Origin of the sequence: Pseudoalteromonas sp. SCSIO 43201 (assembly GCF_023716725.1) — a bacterium.
Taxonomy (GTDB): Bacteria; Pseudomonadota; Gammaproteobacteria; order Enterobacterales; family Alteromonadaceae; genus Pseudoalteromonas; species Pseudoalteromonas peptidolytica.
This window is the reverse complement of sequence record NZ_CP072684.1, coordinates 596648-619293: the sequence shown is the minus strand read 5'-3', so window position 1 is coordinate 619293 and position 22646 is coordinate 596648. Positions and strand designations below refer to the sequence as shown.

General features: G+C 41.7%; 17 protein-coding genes. 10 read left to right on the top strand and 7 right to left on the bottom strand.

Annotated features, from left to right (window positions below; all coding sequences use genetic code 11):
• Positions 1 to 27: 27 nt before the first annotated feature.
• The 4 genes from J8Z24_RS19315 to J8Z24_RS19300 form a co-directional block, all read right to left on the bottom strand.
• Positions 28 to 870 carry a helix-turn-helix transcriptional regulator gene (locus J8Z24_RS19315; RefSeq protein WP_176033550.1) on the bottom strand — a complete coding sequence of 281 codons (843 nt, stop codon included), beginning with the start codon at positions 868 to 870 and terminating at the stop codon, positions 28 to 30.
• Positions 871 to 963: 93 nt separating this feature from the next.
• Complete coding sequence (locus J8Z24_RS19310; protein ID WP_125251786.1) at positions 964 to 2499, bottom strand: S8 family serine peptidase; 1536 nt, start codon at positions 2497 to 2499, stop codon at positions 964 to 966.
• A 467-nt stretch (positions 2500 to 2966) separates the two neighbouring features.
• Entirely contained in the window at positions 2967 to 3959 is a 993-nt protein-coding gene (locus J8Z24_RS19305; protein WP_125251785.1) for a helix-turn-helix domain-containing protein, read from the bottom strand.
• Positions 3959 to 4816: a GGDEF domain-containing protein gene (locus J8Z24_RS19300; protein WP_241651665.1), complete on the bottom strand. Its 858-nt coding sequence runs from the start codon at positions 4814 to 4816 to the stop codon at positions 3959 to 3961. The genes J8Z24_RS19305 and J8Z24_RS19300 overlap by 1 nt, the downstream gene beginning before the upstream one ends.
• A gap of 692 nt (positions 4817 to 5508) precedes the next feature.
• Here J8Z24_RS19300 and J8Z24_RS19295 point away from each other — a divergent pair.
• The 6 genes from J8Z24_RS19295 (at position 5509) to J8Z24_RS19270 (ending at position 14199) form a co-directional block, all read left to right on the top strand.
• A complete protein-coding gene (locus tag J8Z24_RS19295) occupies positions 5509 to 8298 on the top strand; it encodes a TonB-dependent receptor (RefSeq protein ID WP_252095666.1) in 2790 nt (929 codons plus the stop codon).
• A gap of 104 nt (positions 8299 to 8402) precedes the next feature.
• A complete protein-coding gene (locus J8Z24_RS19290) occupies positions 8403 to 9662 on the top strand; it encodes a metallophosphoesterase (protein ID WP_147390742.1) in 1260 nt (419 codons plus the stop codon).
• Positions 9663 to 9927: 265 nt separating this feature from the next.
• Positions 9928 to 11862: a tetratricopeptide repeat-containing diguanylate cyclase gene (locus tag J8Z24_RS19285; RefSeq protein ID WP_252095665.1), complete on the top strand. Its 1935-nt coding sequence runs from the start codon at positions 9928 to 9930 to the stop codon at positions 11860 to 11862.
• A gap of 338 nt (positions 11863 to 12200) precedes the next feature.
• Positions 12201 to 12668: a hypothetical protein gene (locus J8Z24_RS19280; protein WP_176033553.1), complete on the top strand. Its 468-nt coding sequence runs from the start codon at positions 12201 to 12203 to the stop codon at positions 12666 to 12668.
• Positions 12669 to 12770: 102 nt separating this feature from the next.
• The gene (locus J8Z24_RS19275) at positions 12771 to 13136 is read left to right on the top strand and encodes a VOC family protein (protein WP_147391132.1); all 366 of its coding nucleotides are present in this window, start codon (positions 12771 to 12773) and stop codon (positions 13134 to 13136) included.
• A gap of 181 nt (positions 13137 to 13317) precedes the next feature.
• Positions 13318 to 14199, top strand: coding sequence for a hypothetical protein (locus J8Z24_RS19270; RefSeq protein ID WP_252095664.1), 882 nt, complete (start codon positions 13318 to 13320; stop codon positions 14197 to 14199).
• A gap of 56 nt (positions 14200 to 14255) precedes the next feature.
• Here the strand turns inward: J8Z24_RS19270 and J8Z24_RS19265 are convergent, their stop codons facing one another.
• The 3 genes from J8Z24_RS19265 to J8Z24_RS19255 form a co-directional block, all read right to left on the bottom strand.
• A complete protein-coding gene (locus J8Z24_RS19265) occupies positions 14256 to 14723 on the bottom strand; it encodes a hypothetical protein (protein WP_176033555.1) in 468 nt (155 codons plus the stop codon).
• 266 nt (positions 14724 to 14989) lie between these two features.
• Positions 14990 to 15574: an FMN-binding negative transcriptional regulator gene (locus J8Z24_RS19260; protein ID WP_252095663.1), complete on the bottom strand. Its 585-nt coding sequence runs from the start codon at positions 15572 to 15574 to the stop codon at positions 14990 to 14992.
• Positions 15571 to 16146 (bottom strand): GNAT family N-acetyltransferase, encoded by a 576-nt coding sequence (locus tag J8Z24_RS19255; protein ID WP_128731724.1) that lies wholly within the window; start codon positions 16144 to 16146, stop codon positions 15571 to 15573. The genes J8Z24_RS19260 and J8Z24_RS19255 overlap by 4 nt, the downstream gene beginning before the upstream one ends.
• Positions 16147 to 16240: 94 nt before the next feature.
• On the opposite strand from J8Z24_RS19255, the gene pdxR reads away from it, so the two are divergent.
• The 4 genes from pdxR (at position 16241) to J8Z24_RS19235 (ending at position 22372) form a co-directional block, all read left to right on the top strand.
• Positions 16241 to 17686, top strand: coding sequence for a MocR-like pyridoxine biosynthesis transcription factor PdxR (gene pdxR / locus J8Z24_RS19250; RefSeq protein ID WP_252095662.1), 1446 nt, complete (start codon positions 16241 to 16243; stop codon positions 17684 to 17686).
• A gap of 192 nt (positions 17687 to 17878) precedes the next feature.
• Positions 17879 to 19990 (top strand): multicopper oxidase family protein, encoded by a 2112-nt coding sequence (locus J8Z24_RS19245; RefSeq protein WP_252095661.1) that lies wholly within the window; start codon positions 17879 to 17881, stop codon positions 19988 to 19990.
• A 21-nt stretch (positions 19991 to 20011) separates the two neighbouring features.
• Complete coding sequence (locus J8Z24_RS19240) at positions 20012 to 21844, top strand: tyrosinase family protein (protein ID WP_252095660.1); 1833 nt, start codon at positions 20012 to 20014, stop codon at positions 21842 to 21844.
• A gap of 12 nt (positions 21845 to 21856) precedes the next feature.
• Positions 21857 to 22372, top strand: a complete 516-nt coding sequence (locus J8Z24_RS19235; RefSeq protein ID WP_176033558.1) for a hypothetical protein — start codon at positions 21857 to 21859, stop codon at positions 22370 to 22372.
• Positions 22373 to 22646: the final 274 nt, after the last annotated feature.

Sequence of the window (22646 nt, the reverse complement as noted above, 5' to 3'; positions counted from 1 at the left end):
ATACCATGTTGTGGTGGAAGGTTTTGCCTAAGAGTGCACTCTTTGTGGAATTTGCTTAGGAGAAAGAGCAAAAAGCTGTTTAAAGCGACGGCTGAAGTGCGCTTGGCTCTTAAAACCCGAGTTAATGGCGATTTGGTTAAGTGATGAATTTTGCTCTACCAATTCAAAATAAGCGTGATTTAAGCGTGTACGAATTAAGTATTCTGAGGCACTGAGATCAGAGCGAGTAAAAAGCTTATGAATATACCGTTTTGACCAACCTGAATACTCACACAACATATCGATACACAGCGCATCATTACTCGCATGTTTAACTATCAGCTGCTTCAACGCTGTAAGCGGTGAGTGTAGATGACAACATTGTAGGGCATGGCTCAGGCTTTGAAGAATATTTGCTTCAAGCCACTGGGCTTGGGTTTTAGTTAATTGCTTAACGAATAGTGCTTGAGTAAATAGCTGTGAGAGCGCTGGAGTTATTTTGATTGCTTGTCCATGTGATAGCCTTTTGCCGGTATGTTTAACCAACCAGCTAATAGGAAAGTTAAAGCTAATGGCATGATAATGTGCTGGCAGGTGAAAGATATGCTTTTGCTCTGCTTCAATAAAAATCAGCTGCATGTTATCTGCGGCACTTATGGATTGCTGAGTAAGCCACCATCCCGACCCTTTTTGGATTAAAATGAGACTGCCATAATCTTCTGGCATTGACGAGGCAACCTGAGCATTACGATGGTAGATAATGCCACGTAATTTAACTTGGGAGATACTTGTTGAAATCAGTGGAACTTCAGTGTGCAGCTCATGCTGAGATACATGATCGTAAAAGTGTTGCTGTAACAACTTGGAATGGAGATCTAAAACTATACTCATCAATACAAACGTGGCAGCCCAATAAGGGCTACCACTGTACGTGTTTTCTCAATAAATCCCAAACGAAATGAGAATTATTGATAACGTATTACCTTAATAACTTGCAACTAGTGATACGCCTGAGAAGCTTGTATAGCCGCGCAGTTTAATGTAATAAGTGCCACCCTGGCCTGAATTTGAAGTACAAGATTCATTGTTACCATAGCGGTAAGGGCGACAGTCGAATACACCTGTTGTTGGCTCAGCGCCCTTTCTTACATAAAGGTCTGCATCACCAGAACCACCTGAAATAGACACGTTTAGCGTTACATTAGCAGGTACATCAATTGTATAAAGCAACTCTTGGTTCGTTGAACCTGAAGCTGTAACTGCTTGTCCATTTTCTAGCTTAGGAACCGGATCTGGATCAGGGTCTGGATCTGTGCCTCCGGCAAGTGTGTATAGTAACTCATTTGGCGAACCACTTTGAGGGTTAGATACTTTACCTTTAGAAGCGCGTTGGCTAAGCAGTGAATCAACTTGAGATGGGCTTAAACTTGGGTTTTCATCCAAGTATAGTGCAATTGCACCTGCAACATGTGGTGCAGCCATTGACGTACCACTGATGGTGTTTGTTGCTGAGTCAGAGTTGTACCAAGCAGACTTGATACCTGAGCCAGGTGCGTAAATGTCAAGACAGTTACCATAGTTTGAGAAACTAGAGCGAGCGTCGCTACTTGTTGTTGAACCAACAGTGATAGCATTAGCTGCGCGTGCTGGAGAATAATTACAAGCGTTGCTATTGTCGTTACCCGCAGCAACAACAAAGCTAACACCTGCTGCCACAGCATTATTCACGGCATCATCTACTGCCTGAGAAGCACCACCACCTAAGCTCATGTTAGCAACTGAAGGGCCTGAAGCGTTGTTCTTAACCCAATCAATACCTGCGATCACGCCTGAATATGAGCCTGAGCCGTTACACCCTAACACTCGTACGCCAACAATATTTACATTTTTAGCGACACCATACTCTCCGCCACCAATTGTACCCGCTACATGAGTACCGTGACCGTTGCAGTCTGTTGCGTCGTTATCATTGTCTACAAAATCATAACCATGAGTGGCACGGTTACCAAAATCATTGTGACTAATACGAACACCGGTATCGATTACATACGCTGTTACGCCCGTGCCATCAAAATCATAATGATAGTTTGAATTGAGGGGTAAGTTGCGTTGGTCAACTCGGTCTAAGCCCCAAGTTGGGTTAGCTTGATCACCGTTTGCAGAAATTGAAGGGGTTACGGTGACAGTCTGATCTTGCTCGATATAATCGATATTCGGGTTTTGGATTAGCCCTTTGAGTTGTTTTGCTGATGCGTTTATCACAACGCCATTAAGGATACCGCCAAACTCTCTTGTTATGCTGACATTATGCTTGTTTTGCAACTCGTTAGCTTGCTTTTTAGCAAAAGCTGCAACGGCTTTACTGTCATTTACATCAAGTACTGAAGGTGTAGAAAACACCACAATATATTGGTTCTCTATTGCTTTTTCAGCACTTACGCTAACGAGCTTAGCCGCTTGAGCATTAACCGAGGTCATGCCCGCTAAAATGGCAAAACTAATTGCACTTAATTTACGCATTTTGTTGTTCCTTACATGTTGTTTTATTTAGTTGTGTTATCTAGTACAAGTTCGATTTGGCGCAGTTGCTGTAGACACTCTACTCACCATTCAACTCAATTTGATTAAAAAGTAACAAATGAATATCAGGGTAACCAAAGTCAACTGAACCTGGGTACATCAACTCGTACTAGTTACATTATAATAGAACACAAGATTAAAAAATAAACAAATAATACAAATAAAATTTACAAAGTGTTGTGGGTACACTGAGTAAAGTGCTACTTAGTTCATTACGAGAATTAGACAAGTAACTTTATAAGTATAAAAGACAGAAGGTTACGATAATTTTCTAGAAATTGTTAAAATATATAGTGTATGGTTACAGGGAAAGTTTTTTCAAAGATATCTACGAATTTTCTATCTGTTAATGTTTTTTGTAATTTTTTGGTAAATAATTCTTTACATTTCAAGTTGGGGAAATGTTATTAGGTTTTACGAAAATAAGAAGGAGTAAGCCCTGTCCAGCGCTTGAAAGCGCGGCGAAAATTTGTAATATCACTAAAGTGTAGTGCACTGGCGACTTGTTCATTTGAGTAGCCTTGTTCAGCGACATAAAACATAGCTTGTTGACGGTGTACCCTATCTTTTTCTGTTAAGAAAGTCGTGTTGTGAAGTTTGAGTTTACGCTTGAACGTTGCCGCACTCATGCCCATTAATGATGCTATTTGCTCACTGTGATACTTTGGGTATTTCAATTGCAGCCGGTGTAACTGTGCAAGAAATCCGCGTGTGTTTTTTGGTGTTATTTGTAATTGTTTGTTGACCAAAAATGGGAAGTTATTGATCTGCTGCTTTATTAATGTTGGCTTGTTGATGGCAACCACAAAGTCACTGTGCTGGAAGCTATAGCTTTGAGATAAATAACTGAGATATTGCGCAATTTCTTTTGGTTTATCGAAAGGAAACTGTATGGTAAAGCGTGCCTCAGGGCAGCGCCATTTAACATATCCGCAGAGGATACTAGCCAGTACTTCATATAGAAAACGCAATACTGTGGCGTTAGTTTGGGCGATAGCCGGTGAAAAAGTTAAGTGATAACCATCTTCTTTGTGCAACTTTCTAAAATGGAAAAGCGGAAATATCGTCAGCCCTCTGAGCAGTAATACATTGATGAGATGTTGTATACTGCGACAATTAAACAGTAAAGAGCCGTAGTGACTGATAAGTGTGTTGAGTAGATATTGGCCGTATATAAAGCTTAACTCTCGACAGCTTGGCTGTGCACAAATATTGATGATAATGCGCTCAAGTTGCTCAAAAGAAATGGTTGTAGTGTTTGCAAAAAGATCTGAGCGAAATAGCTTGCTGCCTTTTAGTGTAATGTCTGCATGGACACCACACTGCTGCGCTAAATCGACGAGAGGCTGTGCAAAATAACAACTTTCTAATTGCTTCATATGACATTCAAGCGTTTGCATCAAGCAGCGACCTTAGTGCGATTTAATGCAGCGACAAGATTTGTCATGAGCGACTCAAATTCCCACTGCTGGTTATGTATTTCAATACTGCTCCACCTTACCGCGCTGAATTGTGGTTGATTTTTGTCGTCATGGTAGTTGGCGTGGCGAGCAATAAAAGCGGTTGCGCGGGCGGCAAAAGCATTGGCTTGTGCTTGTGTGGTTTGAGGATGAATGATGACAAATTTATCTGCCGCAAATCGACATAGTAAGTCGCTTTCACGCATACTTAAAGAAAGCATATCAGCAGTATCTCTGAGTAGTTGATTGCTTTTTTGTAGACCATGTTGACGCGAAAAGGCGGCGAAATTGCAAATATCAAACATGGTTAAACAAAAAGTACAATGTTCGCTTTCTAAGCGTGCCAATTCATGGCTTATCTGATTTTTCATGTACTCGATGCTGTAAAGTCCAGTCACAAAATCAGTGATACTGTGATCGCGATAAAACCGCTCCTTTTTCATCAATGTTTGATTAAATATACTTTGCTCTTTGTACCAATAGTGAGCAGCAATACTCATCAAGATCATACCAATACAGGCGGGAATAGCTTCAAAACTAGTTAAATAGGGCGGCGTAAAAATCACCATTTCGTCTAAAAAATCCCATAGCATTGATACATACATAGCACTTAATCCTGCAAACAATAGGTTAGTTACCAGACCTTTTGGACGAGTAAGGAGAGTAACGACTATCCACATTAAGGTTATTAATGCCAGTCCACCTTCACCAAGACAGTCGAGTAAATTAATATCTGCTAAGGGTTTAGGCACAGAGGTGTGGTAAGTGGCCGTTATCGCAAGCAACGTCAATCCCACAAGTGTGCTCCATTTTGATTGGTGTAACAAAAAAGGTTGCAGTTTCATATTAATCGTTCAGTTCTAAAAGGCGTGCCATGGTAAAAACTTGTGCTTGGACTCGATAGGGTCAATTTAGCGCAGTAAAGGCGGTATTTTTATGACAGGCACTGCAATTTTTAAAATTTAAGACCATCATAACTTTTGACTAGCGTGGTATTACGTCTTTTGAACTTTGGTATTAGTTTGATTAACTTACCTATTAACTCCGAATTTAGGTTAAGTAAATCACCCATTTCTACGCACGGTAAGTGTTATGACTGTGCTACAAGCATTTAATGCTTGCACCATCGAGCGGCGAGGTCTAACGGTAAGAAAAGGCGCAGCGATGCTAACTTAAAATTTGTATAAGGACTTGTTAGTAATAAGAATATTCTTTATTTACTAAACCAATCAACTGGTAAGCATGTGCCCTGCTTGTAAAGGGGTCTAATTGGCTCAGACGGCTAATTTATTCATATTTATTCAGTAAAGTCATGAGTTTGAGCATCTACGTGAAATAAAAACGTCACCTTTTCGCACTAGGGTAGCCACGATGTTTTATCGAGGTATCAAAACCCAATATCAATTTGTTTGAATATTTGCTCAATTTTTCCTCAAAATAGTTCACTTAATTAAGCAAATTGGTATAACTCAACCTGTGCGAGCAAATAATGAAAAAAAATCTACCGACGAGCTTTAAACTTTCAGCTGTTGCAATGATCTGTGCTGGATCTGTGCTTAGCTCAGCAGCAAGCGCTAACACGTTAACTGGCCAAGTTAGCTCCGTATCACAAAAAAGCCACTTTGAAGGGGCGAAAGTATTAATAAAAGAGCTAGAAAGAACGCTTATTTCTGAGCGAGATGGTCGCTTTACAGCAACCAATGTACCGGCTGGCACTTATACACTTGAGATAAGCTATCTAGGCGCGAAGACAGTAACAAAAACCATCACCATTGATGAAAACCAAGTGACTAATGTTCAAGTGCAATTAGGCTCACAGTCGAACCAAATGGATGACATTATTGTTATTGGGCAACGTGCAGGTCAAGCTGGCGCATTAAATAGACAGAAAAATGCTTTATCGTTAAAGTCTATTGTCAGCGCTGATTCGATTGGCCAATTGCCAGATCAAAACGCGGCAGAAGCACTCCAGCGCTTACCTGGGCTGTCCATTCAGCGAGATCAAGGTGAGGGGCGCTTTGTCGCTATCCGTGGTATCGATCCAAACTTGAATAATGTGACCATCAATGGTGCTAATGTACCTTCACCAGAAGCTGGTGTGCGCTCAGTTGCAATGGATGTGATCCCCAGTGAGCTTGTGCAAAGTCTAGAGGTAAGTAAAACTGTGACCCCTGACATGGATGCTTCTGCGGTTGGGGGTAGCATTGAAGTCAAAAGTCTAAGTGCATTTGACCGCGAGCAACAAAGTTATAGTGTCACGCTGCAAGCATCGCATAACCAACAAGTTAGCGAAACTAGCCCTAAAGCCTCCTTCAGCTTTACTGATATTTATACACTGAACAACAACACTGAAGTTGGCGTTGCGACAGCGGTTTCTTGGTTCGAGCGTGAGTTTGGCTCTCATAATATTGAAACCGATGGCGGGTGGAAGACACTTGAGATGGCCGATGTCAATACTGATGAAGAAGTGAGTTTTTTCGGTGCCGAAGAAATGGAACAACGTCATTATCGTATTACTCGGGAGCGTTTAGGGGCGGCATTGAACGTAGACGTCCATCACAAAGGGTTTAATAAATATTACTTGCGTACACTTTACAGTCAGTTTTCTGATGATGAGTTTCGCCAGCGTAATGAGTACAAATTTGACAAAGGTGATGTGTTAGCTGACGAATTAAGTCAAAGTGCAGCGTACTTTCGAGGCGCAGAGATGGACAGAGATACCAAGGACAGATACGAAGAACAAAGTATTTTATCTTTGGTATTAGGTGGAGAAAACCTAATACAAGATTGGTTTATTGAATACAGTTTAGGCTACTCAAAGTCTGAAGAAAGTGAGCCAAATCGTTTAGACACCGCATTTGCTGGAGAGGACTTTACACTTGGTTATGTACTTGATGGCAAGACACCTACTTTAGCCGCAGACGAAGCATCTGGTCAGCTTAATCAATTTGTATTAGATGAAATCGTATGGGAGAACAACTTAAGTGAAGATGAAAATATCAGTTTTAGGCTGGATTTAACCAAAGATTTTGTTTTGCTTGGACATAATGCCCAGTTTAAGTTTGGTGGTAAGTATGCGGATCGTGAAAAATTTAATCGTGTTGATGCAACTTTATACGATGATGGTTTTGGGGCGTTAACAGCGCAAGATTTCAGCGCAGCGGAGCCAGAGTATGATCTTGGTAAATTTGGCCTTGGCCTAAGTCGCAACCAGATCAAAGATTACTTCTTTAGCAAGCGTGATGCGCTTACGATAAATCAACTTGAAACAGATATTGAAACCAAAGGGCGTTCATACACCAGTGAAGAGACTGTGACAGCGTTATATGCCATGTTAACGGTTGATGTTGAAAAGCTGAATGTCATTGCAGGATTTAGGTATGAGGATACAGACTACGCAACCACAGGCAATCGTGTCGAGTTGATAAATGATGAAGTCAGTGACATAGAACGTGTAGCAATAAATCAGTGGCAAGTGGAAGATAGCTATGATCATTTACTTCCGAACTTGACTTTGAGGTATGAGCTAAGTGAACAACTGATCACCCGATTTGCGTATACACAAACCATTGCACGACCCAGCTTTGAAGATGCCGCGGCATTCCAACTTATAGAGACCGAAACTACACAAGAAGATGATGCGATTGAAATTGAACGCAAAGCTGAGGTGGGGAATCCAGACCTAGACCCATACAAGTCGAGTAATTATGATTTTTCTTTGGAGTATTACCCAGGTTCTATTGGGGTGCTATCAGCTGGGGTTTTTCATAAGAGTATTGATAATTTCATTATCAAAGCGCAGGTACAAGATAATGGCAAATGGGAAGGCTACAAAGAAGTTATCCAAAGCATTAACGGCGGTGCAGCTGATTTAACAGGGGTAGAATTAGCCTACACGAAAAACTTCCAAAATGGGTTGATGATCTCGGCAAACGGCACATTAATTGATGCTGACGATAACTTGCCAAATCAATCTGATACCATTGCTAATTTTATGGTTGGCTACGAAAGTAACCTCATTAGTGCTCGTCTAAGTGCATCTTATAAAAGCAAAAGTTTTTTATTTGAAGAAAACAATCAAGATGTTTATCAAGACGACCATCTGCAACTCGACTTGAGTATGAAGTATTTTTACACCGACAAGACGCAACTATATTTTAATGCAATAAACATCACAGATGAAGCGATGAGTATTTACCAAGGGGATACACGGTATAACTATCAATATGAGACTTACGGTCGTTCATTTGAAATTGGGGTGACAGTGACCTCATTTTAATTATTTTTGGTTAATTTAGAATATGCTGCTGTTGAGTTATCCCTTAAATACCGCAGCCCACTTCCATAGGTAGGAGCGCACCGTGGTAACACGGTGCAATAATAATGAAAATAACCCTTGTTGTTTTACTATTGACGCTAAATAGCACGGCACTGGCCGCAAATAATATTAATTTTTTGGCTTTTGGAGATGGTGGGTACCACCCTGATTATCCCAAGGCTAAACATATTCATTCTCCAAAAACGAAGGCCGAGTTTATCGCGGCTGAAAAAGCGGATTGGCTTGCAGAGCACCGTCCAATTGCAGAGTTTAATCATGCGCCGATTTATGTTTACCCAGGAACAGAAACAGCAACTGAAGCATCAGGTGCCGCAGTGGTTGGCAAAGCGATGGCTGAGTTATGTCAAAACAAACCTTGTGATTTTGCGATTCAGCTCGGTGATAACATTTACCCTGACGGCGCTGCTGCAAACGATGGTAAGGATGATAAGCAGCGTATGGATGATTTAATTTTAGCGCCACTTAGCCCTTTGTTGCTTCAAAATCCTAATTTGGTCGTTTATTCTGCTTTGGGGAATCATGATTGGAAAACCTCTCGCCGTGGTGTCAAATTACAAACACAATGGATGGAAAAGCACGCTAACTTTCATATGGGCAGGAAAGGATACTACAGCTATACCATAGGAGAACAAGGCAATGACGTTGAGTTTTTTGTGTTAGATACTAATATGCTGCTCTCTGGTCAGCATTATTACGAAATTCCTCTAAAGCCTGATGGTAGCGAGCAAGGACTTGCCAGTGCACTTGCTAGTGGTCAAGCTAAGGTTGAAGATATTGAAAGACATGAGCAGCCCGTCAATGGTGAAGATCATAAACAGCTGGCATGGCTTGCAAATGGATTAAAGCACTCCACAGCAAAATGGAAAATTGTGTATGGCCATCACGTGATTTGGTCTGTGGGTGGCACTAAATATGACGAAGCACACGTACTTCGCCGCCTGATTTTACCTGAATTATGCGAATATGCTGATGCCTATATCGCGGGTCACGAGCATGATTTGGAGCTACTAACAGATGACTGCTCAAGGGTTTTACCGAATAATAAAAAGCCTAAATTACCACTTATCATTAGTGGTGCAGCCTCAAAAATGCGTGGCACCCATTCTCCGCTTGCTCACTACCAAGCACTACGTTACCCAGAATATGACTTAGTCTGGAACAAAGCTTTTATCTGGGGGTTTGCCCATATCGAGCTTGATAACCACAATGATATTCTTAACGTGGCATTTTATACCACGCCACGCGACTTAAGTGGTCAAGTTGTACCTGAGCAACGTTTTAGTTTTGCACATCGTAGCAACTGATACGTGTCTGTGGGTTTGATTCCAGCTCAAGTTGAACGAAAAGCTAAGGTATTAGCTGGTTAATAATTAGTATAAAGCGTTTGTATCTAAAAGTGAGCTTTTACACAAAGTAAATCGAGGTAAAATGACAGGAGCGTGTTGGCGAAATGGGGGCCAACACGCAAAGGTACAGGCACATTTTCGACTCCTATCTGCGAAGAGAGGTCATGGCAAGCCGGTGACATTATTGTATAATTTAGATAAATTTTGATTATCAATATCCAATATGTACAAAAAAGTATCTATAGCGCTGCTCCTTACCCTTTTGTTATTGCTCGTCGTTGCAACGCTAGATACATTTTGGTTTCATCAAGCCGACAAGGCAACAAACACAGCCACAGCAAAATGGCTGACGCCTGAAGCACAGTTAAAACGTATTGCACCTGACCACCCGCTGTTGAGCATTTATGAGCGCGCAAAAACTGAACCTGCAACGGCGCTTAAAGCACTATCAGCTTGGCGTGAAAGTCGTCAATCTTTATCACACATAGAGCAAGTTTATCTGTTGTGGACGCAAAGACGGGCGGCACAAAAGATGGGAGACGATACTAAATTTGCACAGATAAAGCGTGAGATTGACACTTTTGCAGTTACAAACCAGCTAGATTGGTTGGCAGCATGGAGTGCGCAGGAGGATGCCAAGCGAGCGATCAGAGCCGGCGAGTTGGCACAAGCACAACTTGCCATTGAGCACAGTGTTAATCTGGCAAAAAGCGCGCAAGCTGAGCTTTTATTGCTAGAGATTTATAACACGGCTGGTGTTGCATATAATGCGACAAATGATTTGATTAAGGCACAGCAGTATTTTTTACATGGTATAAAGCTGGTGGGGGCATACCCAGAAAGTGACTTTAATGCACTTTTTAATAACAACTTGGGTTTGCTCTATGTGCATTTAGAGCAATGGCAAAATGCGTTATTACATCTTGGCAAAGCACAAGAACTATACGCGCTATCACCAAATAGTAACCCCAATTATATGCTGGTTATTCTGTTAAATCAGTCATTTGCGTATGGTCGTCTTGGCCAACTTAGTGACGCGAGAGAGAAATTCCAACAAGCGCTGACCTTCAAAAATAAACAGACAAGTGAATTCTACAAGGCAATATTACTCAAAAATGAAGCGAGATTACTGTTACTTGAAGGCGATACTAGGCTTGCTATAGCAAAAGCTCAGTTATGTATACAGCTCGCCAAACAGGAAGTACTTGCCAAGCAGCAGGGGATCTGTGCGCTTATTCAAGCACAGGCGCTTTATCAGCAAAATAGCTTAGATGAAGCAGCCATTTTGATTAACCAAGCGACTCAAATATTTACTACGCTGAATCATCAAAGGTGGTTGCTTAGAAGTCAATTTACACGCTCACAAATACTGGAAGGGCTGGGGGAGTCCAGCAATGCACTGAACGTGTTAAAAGCTGCTCATACACAAGAAAAAGCAATGATTATAGGGCAGTTATCTGCATTAAATAGCGCATTAGAAATTCAGCAGATCGCACAAGAAAGAGATCTATTGAGTGCCAAACATCAACTTTCTAAGCTTGAGTTACTCGTAGATAAACAACGCTTAAGGCTCCTTGCTCTGTGGTTGTTTGCTGCCGTGATCATCCTAATTTGGCTTGGAGTAAACACCAGATTGATGCGAAAAGATAACCGCAGATTACATGACTTAAGCTATCGAGACCCATTAACGGGAGCGTCAAATCGCCGTCTTTATCACCAAGAAATACACACTCCCAGTATGCTGGACAAAAAAGCAGAGTATCACTTAGTGATCATCGATCTGGATCATTTTAAGCGTATCAATGATACCTATGGACACGATAAAGGAGACATTGTATTGGCGATAGCAGCCGCTCGCTTACAGCGTTTTGTTCAGCCTCAAGAGCTATTTATACGCTGGGGAGGCGAAGAATTTTTGATGGTGTTAAAGGCCCGAGAAAACATTCAAGATGCTGTTGAAAAAATGGCTTCTGCATTGCGCTCTGAACCTTTTGAATTAGGTGAGCTGCGCATTTCTGTCACCGCATCATTCGGTGTGAGCGCTAGCCGACCAATCGCAAATTTGGATGATGATAGCGCCTTTAAAGCTGCTGACCAATGCCTCTATCGTGCCAAAGAGTTAGGCAGAGATAGGGTTGAAGTACAAACAAAACCATAATGCTTTACTTTTATGAGAGTTGTTCGAACTCTGATATATTATCGCGAGTGCGATAGTGTTGTTGAGTAACATTAGGGTTAATACCAATTAGTCTTAATACTTGCTCAATTTGAAGGCGTAAATCTGACGCTAACAGTGTAAAAAACGTCTTATTTAGAACGACTAAATAGCACCATTTTTACCTTGCCTACACAGATGTAGGTACCTTGGCGATAGCAGGACGCAGTAGCGGAGTTATCGACAAGGTTTTCTCGCCTCAAAATAGACCACTTAATTAAGAAAATTGGTATAACAAGCTCATCTAGCGAATTGGTATTTTTATAAAAAAGGATTGTATTATGTTGTGGCTATTGTTGAGCTTTATATTGTTTTCACCATCAGTTCCTGGTGCGCAGCCCGGTCCAGTTAGAAAGGAAGTGGTTTCTGAATGTGGGGACTATCAATTAAAAATAGTTTCTCTTGAGTTAAATCGTAACATCCCTGAACAATCCATCTTAGATGAGTCAGCGGGTCACTTTGGCAACCCTTATCTGTTGACGCAAGAACTGGTTTATATCTCGAAGGCTGGCGTCACAACACATTCAATATCTAATGTGTGGCCTGAATATGAACGCATAGACCCCACCAGGTATTATTCTGCGACGATCAAGCAATGTACAGACAAACGAGAGGCTATTATTGCCTTTTGGAGCGGAGGTAATTGTAGAGATGTATGTGAAGCGTGGGCTCTGGTGACATTCACAGAGGATGGCACAATAGAAAGCTCCAAAGGTTTGTCTTATCAGGAGTTTAAACTATTTAACTGAGCTGAAAGCTATTTACCTTGTAATCATGCGTTGGTTTTAAAACGCATAGGTTAGCAGTGCAAAAATGGTTTTCCTCCATATATTTTTCACAAGGACAATAAAATGTATAACCTCAATACAGTTGAAATAAAATCGTTCGTGCCTGCTAAAAAATTTGCACTTTCTAAGCGATTTTACCAATCTATTGGCTTCGAAATGGCCTCTGAGTTTGAGGGCGTTGCTTATTTTAAATTAGGCATGTGCTCATTTTTACTCCAAGACTTTTATGAGCCAACTCACAGTCAAAACTTCATGATGCACTTGCTCGTCGAGGATGCGCAAAGCTGGTACAAGCACATTTTACAATTAGATTTGGAAGAAAAGTTTAGTGCTCAGATCTCTGAACTTGTTGAACAACCGTGGGGGATGCTTGAATTTTGTGTGACGGATCCAAGTGGAGTACTATGGCGTATTGCCGAGAATAAGTGACACTAGCTTAGCTTTTAACCATGCTTTCTCGCCTCAATATAGTGTGTTTAATTAAAAAAATTGGCTCTACTTATAAAGACTTAGCTTTCATAAATTTGGCGTATTTTTTGCTAAAAACTACAAAGGCGCCGCCATGCGGCAATAAAACACCGATATTGATTTTTAATCAAGGAGCTAGGTTATGTATTTTAATTCGGTAAGTCCAAAGGGTGCATATAACTCGATGTTGAGCACCGGGGCTGAATCATTATCCTCAAAAAAAGCACACGCTACTGAACAGTCCACAGACCTTGTTGGAAAAACTAATCTGATGTTTCAGATAGAAAATAAAGCCATCAACAAGATTTCAACAGAAGCCCTCAATGACATTAAGCAGATCCTAGAAAGAAGTCAGGTGTTACCTGATGTAGCTCAATCAGCCTATTTGAAGCATGGGCAAACACAGGAAGTTGTGCTTGGTATTACTATCAACGGTGAGCTGAAGGCATATCAAAATCAGCAGGGTTACATAACAAGTAAGAATGAAGCTGGAGAGCTTATCAAACAAGCTAATGGCGATGTAAAGCAGCTGCAACGACTAGTTCAGCAAAAATATGGCGATGGCGCTATGGTTGAGGTTTTCCAAGGTTCAAATCGGCCAACTAATGCCGAAATCTTTGAGCGATACACTGGCCGAAGCTTTCAGAGTTTTGTGGCAGAAGAAATCACTTCACGTCAGCACGCAAGCGATCAAGCGAAGCTGGAGCAAGACCAATATCTGCGTAATAAAATCATGTTTGATCAAGCTCCTCAAGTGGCAGTATTTAAAGTGGAAGGCCAGATAGTGGGTGGTATAGATGAAAATGGCTTTGCTGATATGGGCAGAAAGCTATTGGATATAGCGCAGCAAAAAGGTATTGATAACGCTGAACTTGAGCCTTTGTTTATGATAGATCCCAAGCGCTCCCCCTCGCAGGTAGCCGAACTGTTTACGCAAGCCTTTGGGGCGGATGCTGAAGTTGAATATTTTACACCATCCAATGCGCCCACAAGGGCGCAGATCAGGCAACAAAGTGAACTGTAGTAGCCCACAGTTACGCTTTACGTGCTGTGAGGCTAACGCATATTCACAATGTCAGATTATAGACGGCTTTTAATTACTTCTGACTTTGCAATTAATTTTGTGGAATGTTTGCCCGTTTTTTGATGGATAGTAACAAAGTACTCAATTGGATATTTCATTCTTGATAGCACCATTTGAGGTGCATTTCTGCTCTTATCCAGTGGTGTAGGCCAGCTTACAGAAATACTGCCGTTGGCACTATCAAGTATACAGGGATGTTTTTTACCGCTTTTGGTGCTGGTGACGGCTGTACCATCAACGTTAATAAATAGCACAGAGCAAGTGTATAGATTGGTTGCTTCATTGAAATTTTCAATGGCGTAATCAAACGAGACAGTAACCGTGTGCTCTCGTTGCTGTATGTTCCCTGTTTCTGACGTTTTTAGATTAGATAGCGAGGCGTTGCTGAGGGGGATAGTAGTGTAGTCTGTTGTTGCACAACCGCTGAGTAAGTATAAAGAGACAAGCATGGTCAATTTTTTCATTATTTTATCCTTAAAATAGAAGTTTTTTATTGAAACATAGCAGCTGGTGCGGTGAGACACTATTAGCAGCACCAGCCTAATATATTCGGTTTTGGTGAAAATTAGCCTTACAAAGTAACTTACTCTAAGGTCAGTCTAGCAGTATAGATACAGATTTAGGTTGATTGTTATCCAATCCGTTGGATAACATAGTAAAAACAGGCATAGATGTCACCTTTTTTTAATGTTGGTGATTACTATCAAATTACGTTCAACTCGCAGGTTATTTATATAATTCGTTGACTCAATGTGGGTTTATACTGCTCAAGGTGAGCCTTAATCTGCATGCGGGTATGCGGTGATTTGTTTTGGCTTAACTTAAAAGCGCCGTGTAGTTGTGTGATCCTGATTTGAAAGAAGTTAATGGCATTAAAAAGAGACCGTTGTTGTGGTTGTGGTACACTATCAAGCTGCCAATTGCTTCGTGAAAACTGCTCAAAGTGCTGTAATTGGTTTTGCATTAGTGCGTATTTTTCATTGTCTTGGCTGACCAAGGTTAGCTCACCTTCAACAATCACGTTGGCATATAGCCAAGTCGGTAATTGGATGTCGGGAAGCAGCGCAGGTGATAGGTAATGATTCTGACAATGAAAAATGGCTTGTAAGCTATCATCATCTTCACTAAAGAGTGGGTTATCTTTAGTAGCGTGCCCCAGTAAGTAGGTTTTATCATCACTTAGGGTGAGTGGTATAAAAACAGAACGAACTTTGTTTGCTTGGATCACGTTAATCGTTGCAAGGGGGTTCATCGCGATGAGTGCATATAGTGTTTCTTGGTTGTTTTCGGTGTAATACTTTCTTGGATAGCTCATAGCTTTGCCTCTAAATTCATTTTTACGTCTGACCACATTTCATCAGTAATAGAAAAGCGTGCGGTGTTACGATAGTTGCCATTGGGTAAGCGCCTATCTTTGAGAGATATACCTTCAAACTGTGCGCCCAATCTTGTGATGGCATCACGAGATTTTTGATTTTGTTCATGAGTTTGGAACTGCACCCGGACTAATCCAATTGCTTCAAATGCGTACTTTAAAAGCAAGTACTTGGCGTGGGTATTTATATGAGTGCGCTGAAACTGAGTGGCAACGAAGGTATGGCCAATTTCTGCGCTTAGGTTTAACTTATCGACTCTAAAAAGCCGAGTATTACCTGCTACTTTACCTGATGCTTTGTCTATGATTGCTACCACTAATTGTTCGCTTTCATCAAATTGAGCAGAACCATAAAACCATTGCTCTATAGTGCGTTGATCTCGACAATAGTTAGTAAATACCCACTTCCAAAGCTCACTATCTTTACCGCAGCGTAGTAATTCAGGAAGGTGTTCACTCGCCAGTGGAACCAATCTTATCCGGCTAGATTCTAAGGTTTGTTTTGATAGCATTATAATTGCACCTCTTGTGTTTTACTGCTTGCATAATGCGCTGTTTTTGGTTGATATAAAACAACCAGAATATACAATTTAAATAGACCAGTTTGTGATTTCGATAGACACTAACTCTCATCAGTCAGAGGCAAAACATAAAAAGCTTGCTAATCAATTACGGAGCATGATCAAGCAAGGTAAATTAAAGCCAAGTGATAAGCTTCCTTCTGCACGTAAACTTGCGCAACTTCACGGAATGAACCGCCACACTGTGATGTCCGCCTTACAAAATTTAGTAGCTGAAGGGTGGCTAGTCGTAAAGGAAAGAAGTGGGTATTGGGTAAATGCTCAACTGCCAATATCAAGTAGTGAGCAGGTGAGCACGGCATTGTCGCCAAATGTTGTAGTCGCGCCAAGGTTTGCTGCTGTTCTTAACCCTCCTAAAGACAGCGAGCGCAGTGGCTTTCGCTATAATTTCGCAGGAGGCTTGCCTGACTTGAGTGCATTTCCATATGATGAGTTTAAGCGTTACTTAGTGAAGGCATGTCGTAAGAGTAATATTGAGCACTTCCATTACGCAGGTGGTGCAGGTTGTGGGTTATTAAAAGTCCAAATCCAAACGTACCTGCGCCGAGCCCGGGGTCTTATTTGTGACGATTTATTGGTGTGTAATGGTGCTCAAGAGGCACTATCGTTGGTTGCCAGTGCGTTTATCAATAAAGGCGATGGAGTGGCAATTGAAATGCTGGGCTACCCTCCCGCAAGACATGCTTTTAAAAGTATCGGTGCTAATATTTTTGCGTTGGCACAGGATGATGAAGGGATCAAAGTTGAGGCTCTAGCGCGTTGTTTGCGGCAAAATAATATTAAATTGCTGTACTTGACACCGCTGCATCAATATCCCACAACGGTTACGTTATCTGTACCACGGCGGATGGCAATTTATCAGCTATGTCAACAGTACGGCGTGTTCATCATTGAAGATGATTATGATCATGAATTTCATTATTTGTGTCCACCGCTTCAGCCGATGGCAGCAAATGACCCCAGTGGCATTGTGATTTATATTTCTAGCTTTTCTAAAATCATGTTTGCAGGCGCAAGAGTCGGATATTTGAGTGCTCGGGCTGATGTGTTAGCGCAGCTTGTGGCTCGAAAGCAATTGTTGAATCATAAGAATGACGCGCTAACTCAATTGGCAGTGGCTTACTGGATGGAAGAGGGCGGGTTTGAGCGGCATATGAGACGCATGACTAAAGCGTATCAGACGCGTCATCAAGCCATGAATACACATTTAAGTGAACTTAAGGAGCGTTTAAATATTGATTTTATTGTCCCCCAAGGTGGTATGGCATATTGGGTGGATAGCAAACGTGATGTTTCTGAGTTGTCTCGTTTGGCGAAAAAGCAGGATATTTATGTGCAATGTGAACCAGAATTTTCACTTGATAAAGGAAGTCGGTTTAGCCATATACGCTTGGGTTTTGCAGCACAAGCCATTGAGCAGCAACGTACTGGGCTTGACGAGTTATTTGAGTTAGTGGAAAGGGTTTGCTGAATTTTGATATTGAGCCACAAAGTATCCAGAGCTAAGGTGCTCGATGTCTCGCCGAGAATATGATTTTTATTCGAAAAACTTAGCATTAACAGTTTGACGCTCGTAATTTGATGTAATGCCATGTAATAGCGCTATATTTTTTTTGCTTTTAATATTGTTTTTACATACTTGTAACGCATATAAGCAGCGCATATGAAAAACCCGATACTACCGATTTTAGGTGTGGTTATGACCGCCTCATGTACTTCAGTAGAACACTCACATGAGAGCCACACAGCGGATCACCCAAACCATAGTGAGCAGCACAAAGTATTCGAACCGAATTACTTTGATCTACGAGATTATAACCCCGTTAACATAACACCCGAGTTTATATCAGCAGCCCATGCCCAAGGAATAAATAGCTGCGACTATCAATATATTGCGCCAGAACTGGATAAGTTTGTAGCGCCTGCCGTCATCCAATCAAAAGGTGGCTCACTTAACTTTACTTTAGCGGTACAGTATCACGAGCGAGAGATAGCAGGGTGTAATACGTGGTTAAGAAACTATGCGTATAAACAAGATGGCCAAAAAGAATTTAAACCTGCACCAGTTGGACCGACGCTTAAAGTTGCTCCGGGAGATGTATTGCGTTTCACGCTTGAAAATCGCTTACCGAGCTGTGAACTTGCACCTGATTATTTATGCTCAGGAAAAGGTCATGCGGGTCATCACTCAAATGCCATGCTATCAGATGAAGAAGCCAATCACATCAACACCCCGCATAACTTTAATGTCACTAATTTCCATACCCATGGCTTATGGGTATCACCGAGCGAGCGAAGTGACAACGTACTACTTGAGATCCAGCCAGGTCAAGGGTTTGAATATGAAGTGAGAATACCTGAATCTCATCCTCAGGGAACATTCTGGTATCACGCCCATGTTCACGGCTCTACAGCATTACAAGTTTCTAGTGGTATGGCAGGTGCCATTATTATTGAAGGCGGTAACCCTAAAAAAGATATTGGTACTCAAGCTCAGATCAAAGACAAGACAGATCAGCTGTTTGTGCTTCAGCAGGTTGCCTATGACTGTAATGGTACCATTGAATATTATGAAGCCGATGAACGACCTGAGTACGTTAAGGATTGTAAAGCGGACGATAAAGCACTCAATATTTTTGGCCCTGGAGACTGGCAAAAAACCAAACGAAGAACACTGATTAATGGTCAGGTTGTACCAAAAATTGAGATGCGACCAAATGAAATTCAGCGCTGGCGCTTTATCCATGCAGGTGTACGAGAAACGATAAAGTTGTCTGTGATCGATAAGCCTGAATGGCAAAACAATATGAACCCAGTTCCACTGGGCTTTTTGAACCAAATATCGGTTGATGGTCTCAATACCGGCCGCATCGATAGATGGCAATTAGACGGTCAAAAGACTGAAATTGAAGCACTTCAACCTGGTTATCGTGCTGACTACCTGTATCAAGCACCAAGTAAAGCGGGGGTGTACTGGTTAGTGGATTTAGACTCTGCACCGCAAAAATCTTTGCAGGGTGTACCAGAAGACACCGCTGAGTTACTACAAATAGTAGTAAAAGGTGAACCTGTTGCCAGCAAAGATGCGGTGTTACCAACCAGTGCTGAGCTAATATCTTACCGTGCTCATGATGCACCAACCCAAGGTGAAATCGCCGCGATGGATAAGAGCGAAAATAAAGAAAGCATGATGTTTTATCTGGGATCTCGCGTGTCAGTCAATGCAGCGATAGCAACGGCAAAACAAGAGAAAAAAGACTTTAATTGTCAGAACATTTGGAATGAAGATATTAACAATGGGGTGCTTTTAGATAACCATCATCTCAGTGATAAAGAGAAAGACAAAGACACTATTTTCTCTGTAGATGGTAAACCTTATGGTCAAATCGAAACTCGAGAATTGACACTGGGCACATGGCAAAGATGGGACTTATGTACTCGAGGGCTTGCGCCAATGCACCCGTTTCATATTCATGTGAACCCTTTTTATGCCCCAAGAGTGGGGCCTGATGGAAAAGAGCAATGGGTGTGGCGAGATACATTAGCGATAGAAAAAGGCGCAGATAAGCCTCAAACTGACAAAAATGGCGTCAATTTATCAGGCTCGGCACCGCATACTGTGGTTTATAGCAAGTATCGCTATCCGGAGTCTCTGCCAGGCTTTAACGGCAATGTAAAACAACAATACACCGGTGAATTTGTATTACATTGCCATATTCTGGATCATGAAGATCAAGGCATGATGCAAAAAGTGAAGTTAATAGAGAGCAAGTAATACTCGTTAAGGAAAATGAAGATGAAAAGTAATACATTAAGCTCATTGGCGTTAGCGACTCTGGCGGCTTTTACTGGGGGCTGTAAGTTAACTTCACCTCCAAGCGAGCCGCCACGCCATGATGAAGTGCTAACCAGAAAAAACATCGATGCCTTGACGGATAATGAGCTAAAGGCCTATGAGCACGCTATTGCCAGAATGAAGCAAAAGAGTCGTGACAATATTTACGATCCTCAAGGCTTTTTGTGGCAAGCTTGGGTGCATAATTGCCCTACCGTGTGGCAACCTAAGAACCAAAGTGTAGTGCCATTAGCAGCATTGAGCACACAACAGGACTGGATTGGTAATAGTAATGAGTTTTTGCAATATTGTGACTTTAGACCCTTGCTGAAAAGCAAACTAGGGCTGGGTGATGATGATTTTGTGAAAGTTCATCCTGGTCAGTGTGAACATGCCAAAGATACATTTTTGCATTGGCATCGGGCGGAGTTTTACTTCTTTGAAAAGGCATTACAAAATGCTGATCCCGAGGGCAAGTTTGGCCCAAGCACTAAAAATGTAACAGTCCCTTTTTGGAACTTTACCAAAGCACCGACTGGCCAGCGCTACCCTAAGGCATTTGAGAATACACAATCACCCTTGTATTCAATTCATCGAAACATGAAGCCAGCGCTGAGCCCTAGTAACAATAGACGCAGTTCGACGGTCTCTGATCCAAATTTCTGTGGCTTCAATCGCTCAGACTCGACAGCGGACAAACCACTTAGTTGTGGTTATACCTCACCCTATCTTCTAGCATACCAAATCCACTTTAATAATTGGCGTGAGTTTGGTGGCTCTCCTTATAACCGCGCGGGTAATTTTGGCGCGTTTGAAGCGCAAATTCATAACCCAATGCACGCCATTTATGCTGGATGTGAAGGGCAGTCAAATCGACCAGTTTGCTTTATGGAAGATAATAGCCAAGCAGGGTTTGATCCAGTTTTCTATTCGTTTCATGCTTTTATCGACTTTGCGTACGATCAATGGCTGCAAACAAATGCTGCTAAATGTGTAAATAATAACGAATATTGTGTCACTGGTGGGCGTATGTTCATGCGCGGCACACAAAGTGACTCATTACCTGTACCACAAGGTTTTAGTGAAGGAAAAACCAAGCCTGTTGAAGGACGGTTTGCCAATATGGGCCGTGCAGAGTTGTACTTTGATAGTGAGAAAGTTGGCTATAACTATGCGGATCCGAGCAAGGAGTTTATAGATGGTGAAGTTATCGCGCAGCTGATTAAAAAGCATCGCGATGCTGGCTTTGACTTCTATCTTCAAGATGGCACTACACGTCAATCCATTGATACGACTGCGTCATTATTCAGTGAGTTATTAAGCTATGGCGCACATGCACCCGCGTCGCGCGTAACTGAGTCGCAAATCAAAACAAGTAAGCTGATATTACCTGAGGCTAATTTTACGACGATTAATACGGCGCAGTTAAAGATTGTTCGCAAGCCTATGGACATTGAAGACTACAGCTTTCAAGCTGACATTTATTTGGTTCCAGCAAGCGTCAAAGTAACGCCAGAGGTGATTAAAAATGATGACTTTAGGGCGAGCCACTTAGCGGTCAGTACGGCGTATTGGGCACTAGGTGATCATAGTGCCCACGATGGTCATGGCGGACACAGTGAACATATGAGTAAAGCCTCATCAGTCTCTTTAGATCAAGAGTTAGTACATCTAATCGGGGCCATCCTGCGTGGTAAAAATAAAGCCAAACCATGGCAATTGGTACTGGTAGTAAGCGGTCATGAAGCTGCAACTGCTGACCACTTTGAACCATTAAAAATTGAGTTTAAATAAGGGGGAATGGACATGGCTCAAGTGACTTTTGATCAAGTCAAAAATAATTTTGCCAGTGCAACCAATTGCATGAGAAACATCCAAGTTTCGGATGATGATGGCACAGAGTTTTTAGACTTGTCTGATTATGATGTTGTGGTGCGGTTTGCCTCACAAATACAAGTAGCAATTCATGGTCACGACTTGGACAAAACTAAAGCGGCAGATACCACCGAATACCTTTCACAAATAATAGATGCGCGAAATGTATTAGCCCAATTACGAGCGCTGCGTACTACTGAGACCTATGTATTATCTAATAATATTGAGGGCTTCAATGTGAACTTTGAGAGTCGTCTCATTGATATCATAGATAGTATTCATAAATTAGAGGCGATTGTGGAAGGTATTGAAGGGGCTGTCGAAGCCAGTGTCGAACAAGCCATTATTCACGTAAATGCAGCCCATGCCATGCCACCGTCGGGTCGCCTGAGTCGAAATAAAATTGCAGATTTTGATAGTTGGATTTCGACAGGAATGCAAAAGTAAGCGGAACTAGAAGCCAAAGCTAATCTCAATTTCAACGCTGGCGCGTAGCAAAGTTAAATTGGAAAAGGCAAAAGCGTAGCCTGCTTGGTTAAATCAAGCTAAAGTTTTGATTATTAATGTTTTTATAGCATTTGGTGTTAGCGCGAACTGAATTGAATTCACTTCTAATCCCAGCTATTGGAAGTGAATTCGGTTTGCCTACATGATGTAGGTACCTCGGTGTGAGCAGAAGCGGTGTTTTCGCCAAAACTCTCTGGCTAGAGCAGCAATAATT

Excerpts from the sequence above, each read along its gene's own strand:
- J8Z24_RS19315 (WP_176033550.1), bottom strand. The coding sequence starts at position 870 with ATGAGTATAGTTTTAGATCTCCATTCCAAGTTGTTACAGCAACACTTT.
- J8Z24_RS19310 (WP_125251786.1), bottom strand. The coding sequence starts at position 2,499 with ATGCGTAAATTAAGTGCAATTAGTTTTGCCATTTTAGCGGGCATGACC.
- J8Z24_RS19305 (WP_125251785.1), bottom strand. The coding sequence starts at position 3,959 with ATGCAAACGCTTGAATGTCATATGAAGCAATTAGAAAGTTGTTATTTT.
- J8Z24_RS19295 (WP_252095666.1), top strand. The coding sequence starts at position 5,509 with ATGAAAAAAAATCTACCGACGAGCTTTAAACTTTCAGCTGTTGCAATG.
- J8Z24_RS19290 (WP_147390742.1), top strand. The coding sequence starts at position 8,403 with ATGAAAATAACCCTTGTTGTTTTACTATTGACGCTAAATAGCACGGCA.
- J8Z24_RS19285 (WP_252095665.1), top strand. The coding sequence starts at position 9,928 with ATGTACAAAAAAGTATCTATAGCGCTGCTCCTTACCCTTTTGTTATTG.
- J8Z24_RS19280 (WP_176033553.1), top strand. The coding sequence starts at position 12,201 with ATGTTGTGGCTATTGTTGAGCTTTATATTGTTTTCACCATCAGTTCCT.
- J8Z24_RS19275 (WP_147391132.1), top strand. The coding sequence starts at position 12,771 with ATGTATAACCTCAATACAGTTGAAATAAAATCGTTCGTGCCTGCTAAA.
- J8Z24_RS19270 (WP_252095664.1), top strand. The coding sequence starts at position 13,318 with ATGTATTTTAATTCGGTAAGTCCAAAGGGTGCATATAACTCGATGTTG.
- J8Z24_RS19265 (WP_176033555.1), bottom strand. The coding sequence starts at position 14,723 with ATGAAAAAATTGACCATGCTTGTCTCTTTATACTTACTCAGCGGTTGT.
- J8Z24_RS19260 (WP_252095663.1), bottom strand. The coding sequence starts at position 15,574 with ATGAGCTATCCAAGAAAGTATTACACCGAAAACAACCAAGAAACACTA.
- J8Z24_RS19255 (WP_128731724.1), bottom strand. The coding sequence starts at position 16,146 with ATGCTATCAAAACAAACCTTAGAATCTAGCCGGATAAGATTGGTTCCA.
- J8Z24_RS19245 (WP_252095661.1), top strand. The coding sequence starts at position 17,879 with ATGAAAAACCCGATACTACCGATTTTAGGTGTGGTTATGACCGCCTCA.
- J8Z24_RS19240 (WP_252095660.1), top strand. The coding sequence starts at position 20,012 with ATGAAAAGTAATACATTAAGCTCATTGGCGTTAGCGACTCTGGCGGCT.
- J8Z24_RS19235 (WP_176033558.1), top strand. The coding sequence starts at position 21,857 with ATGGCTCAAGTGACTTTTGATCAAGTCAAAAATAATTTTGCCAGTGCA.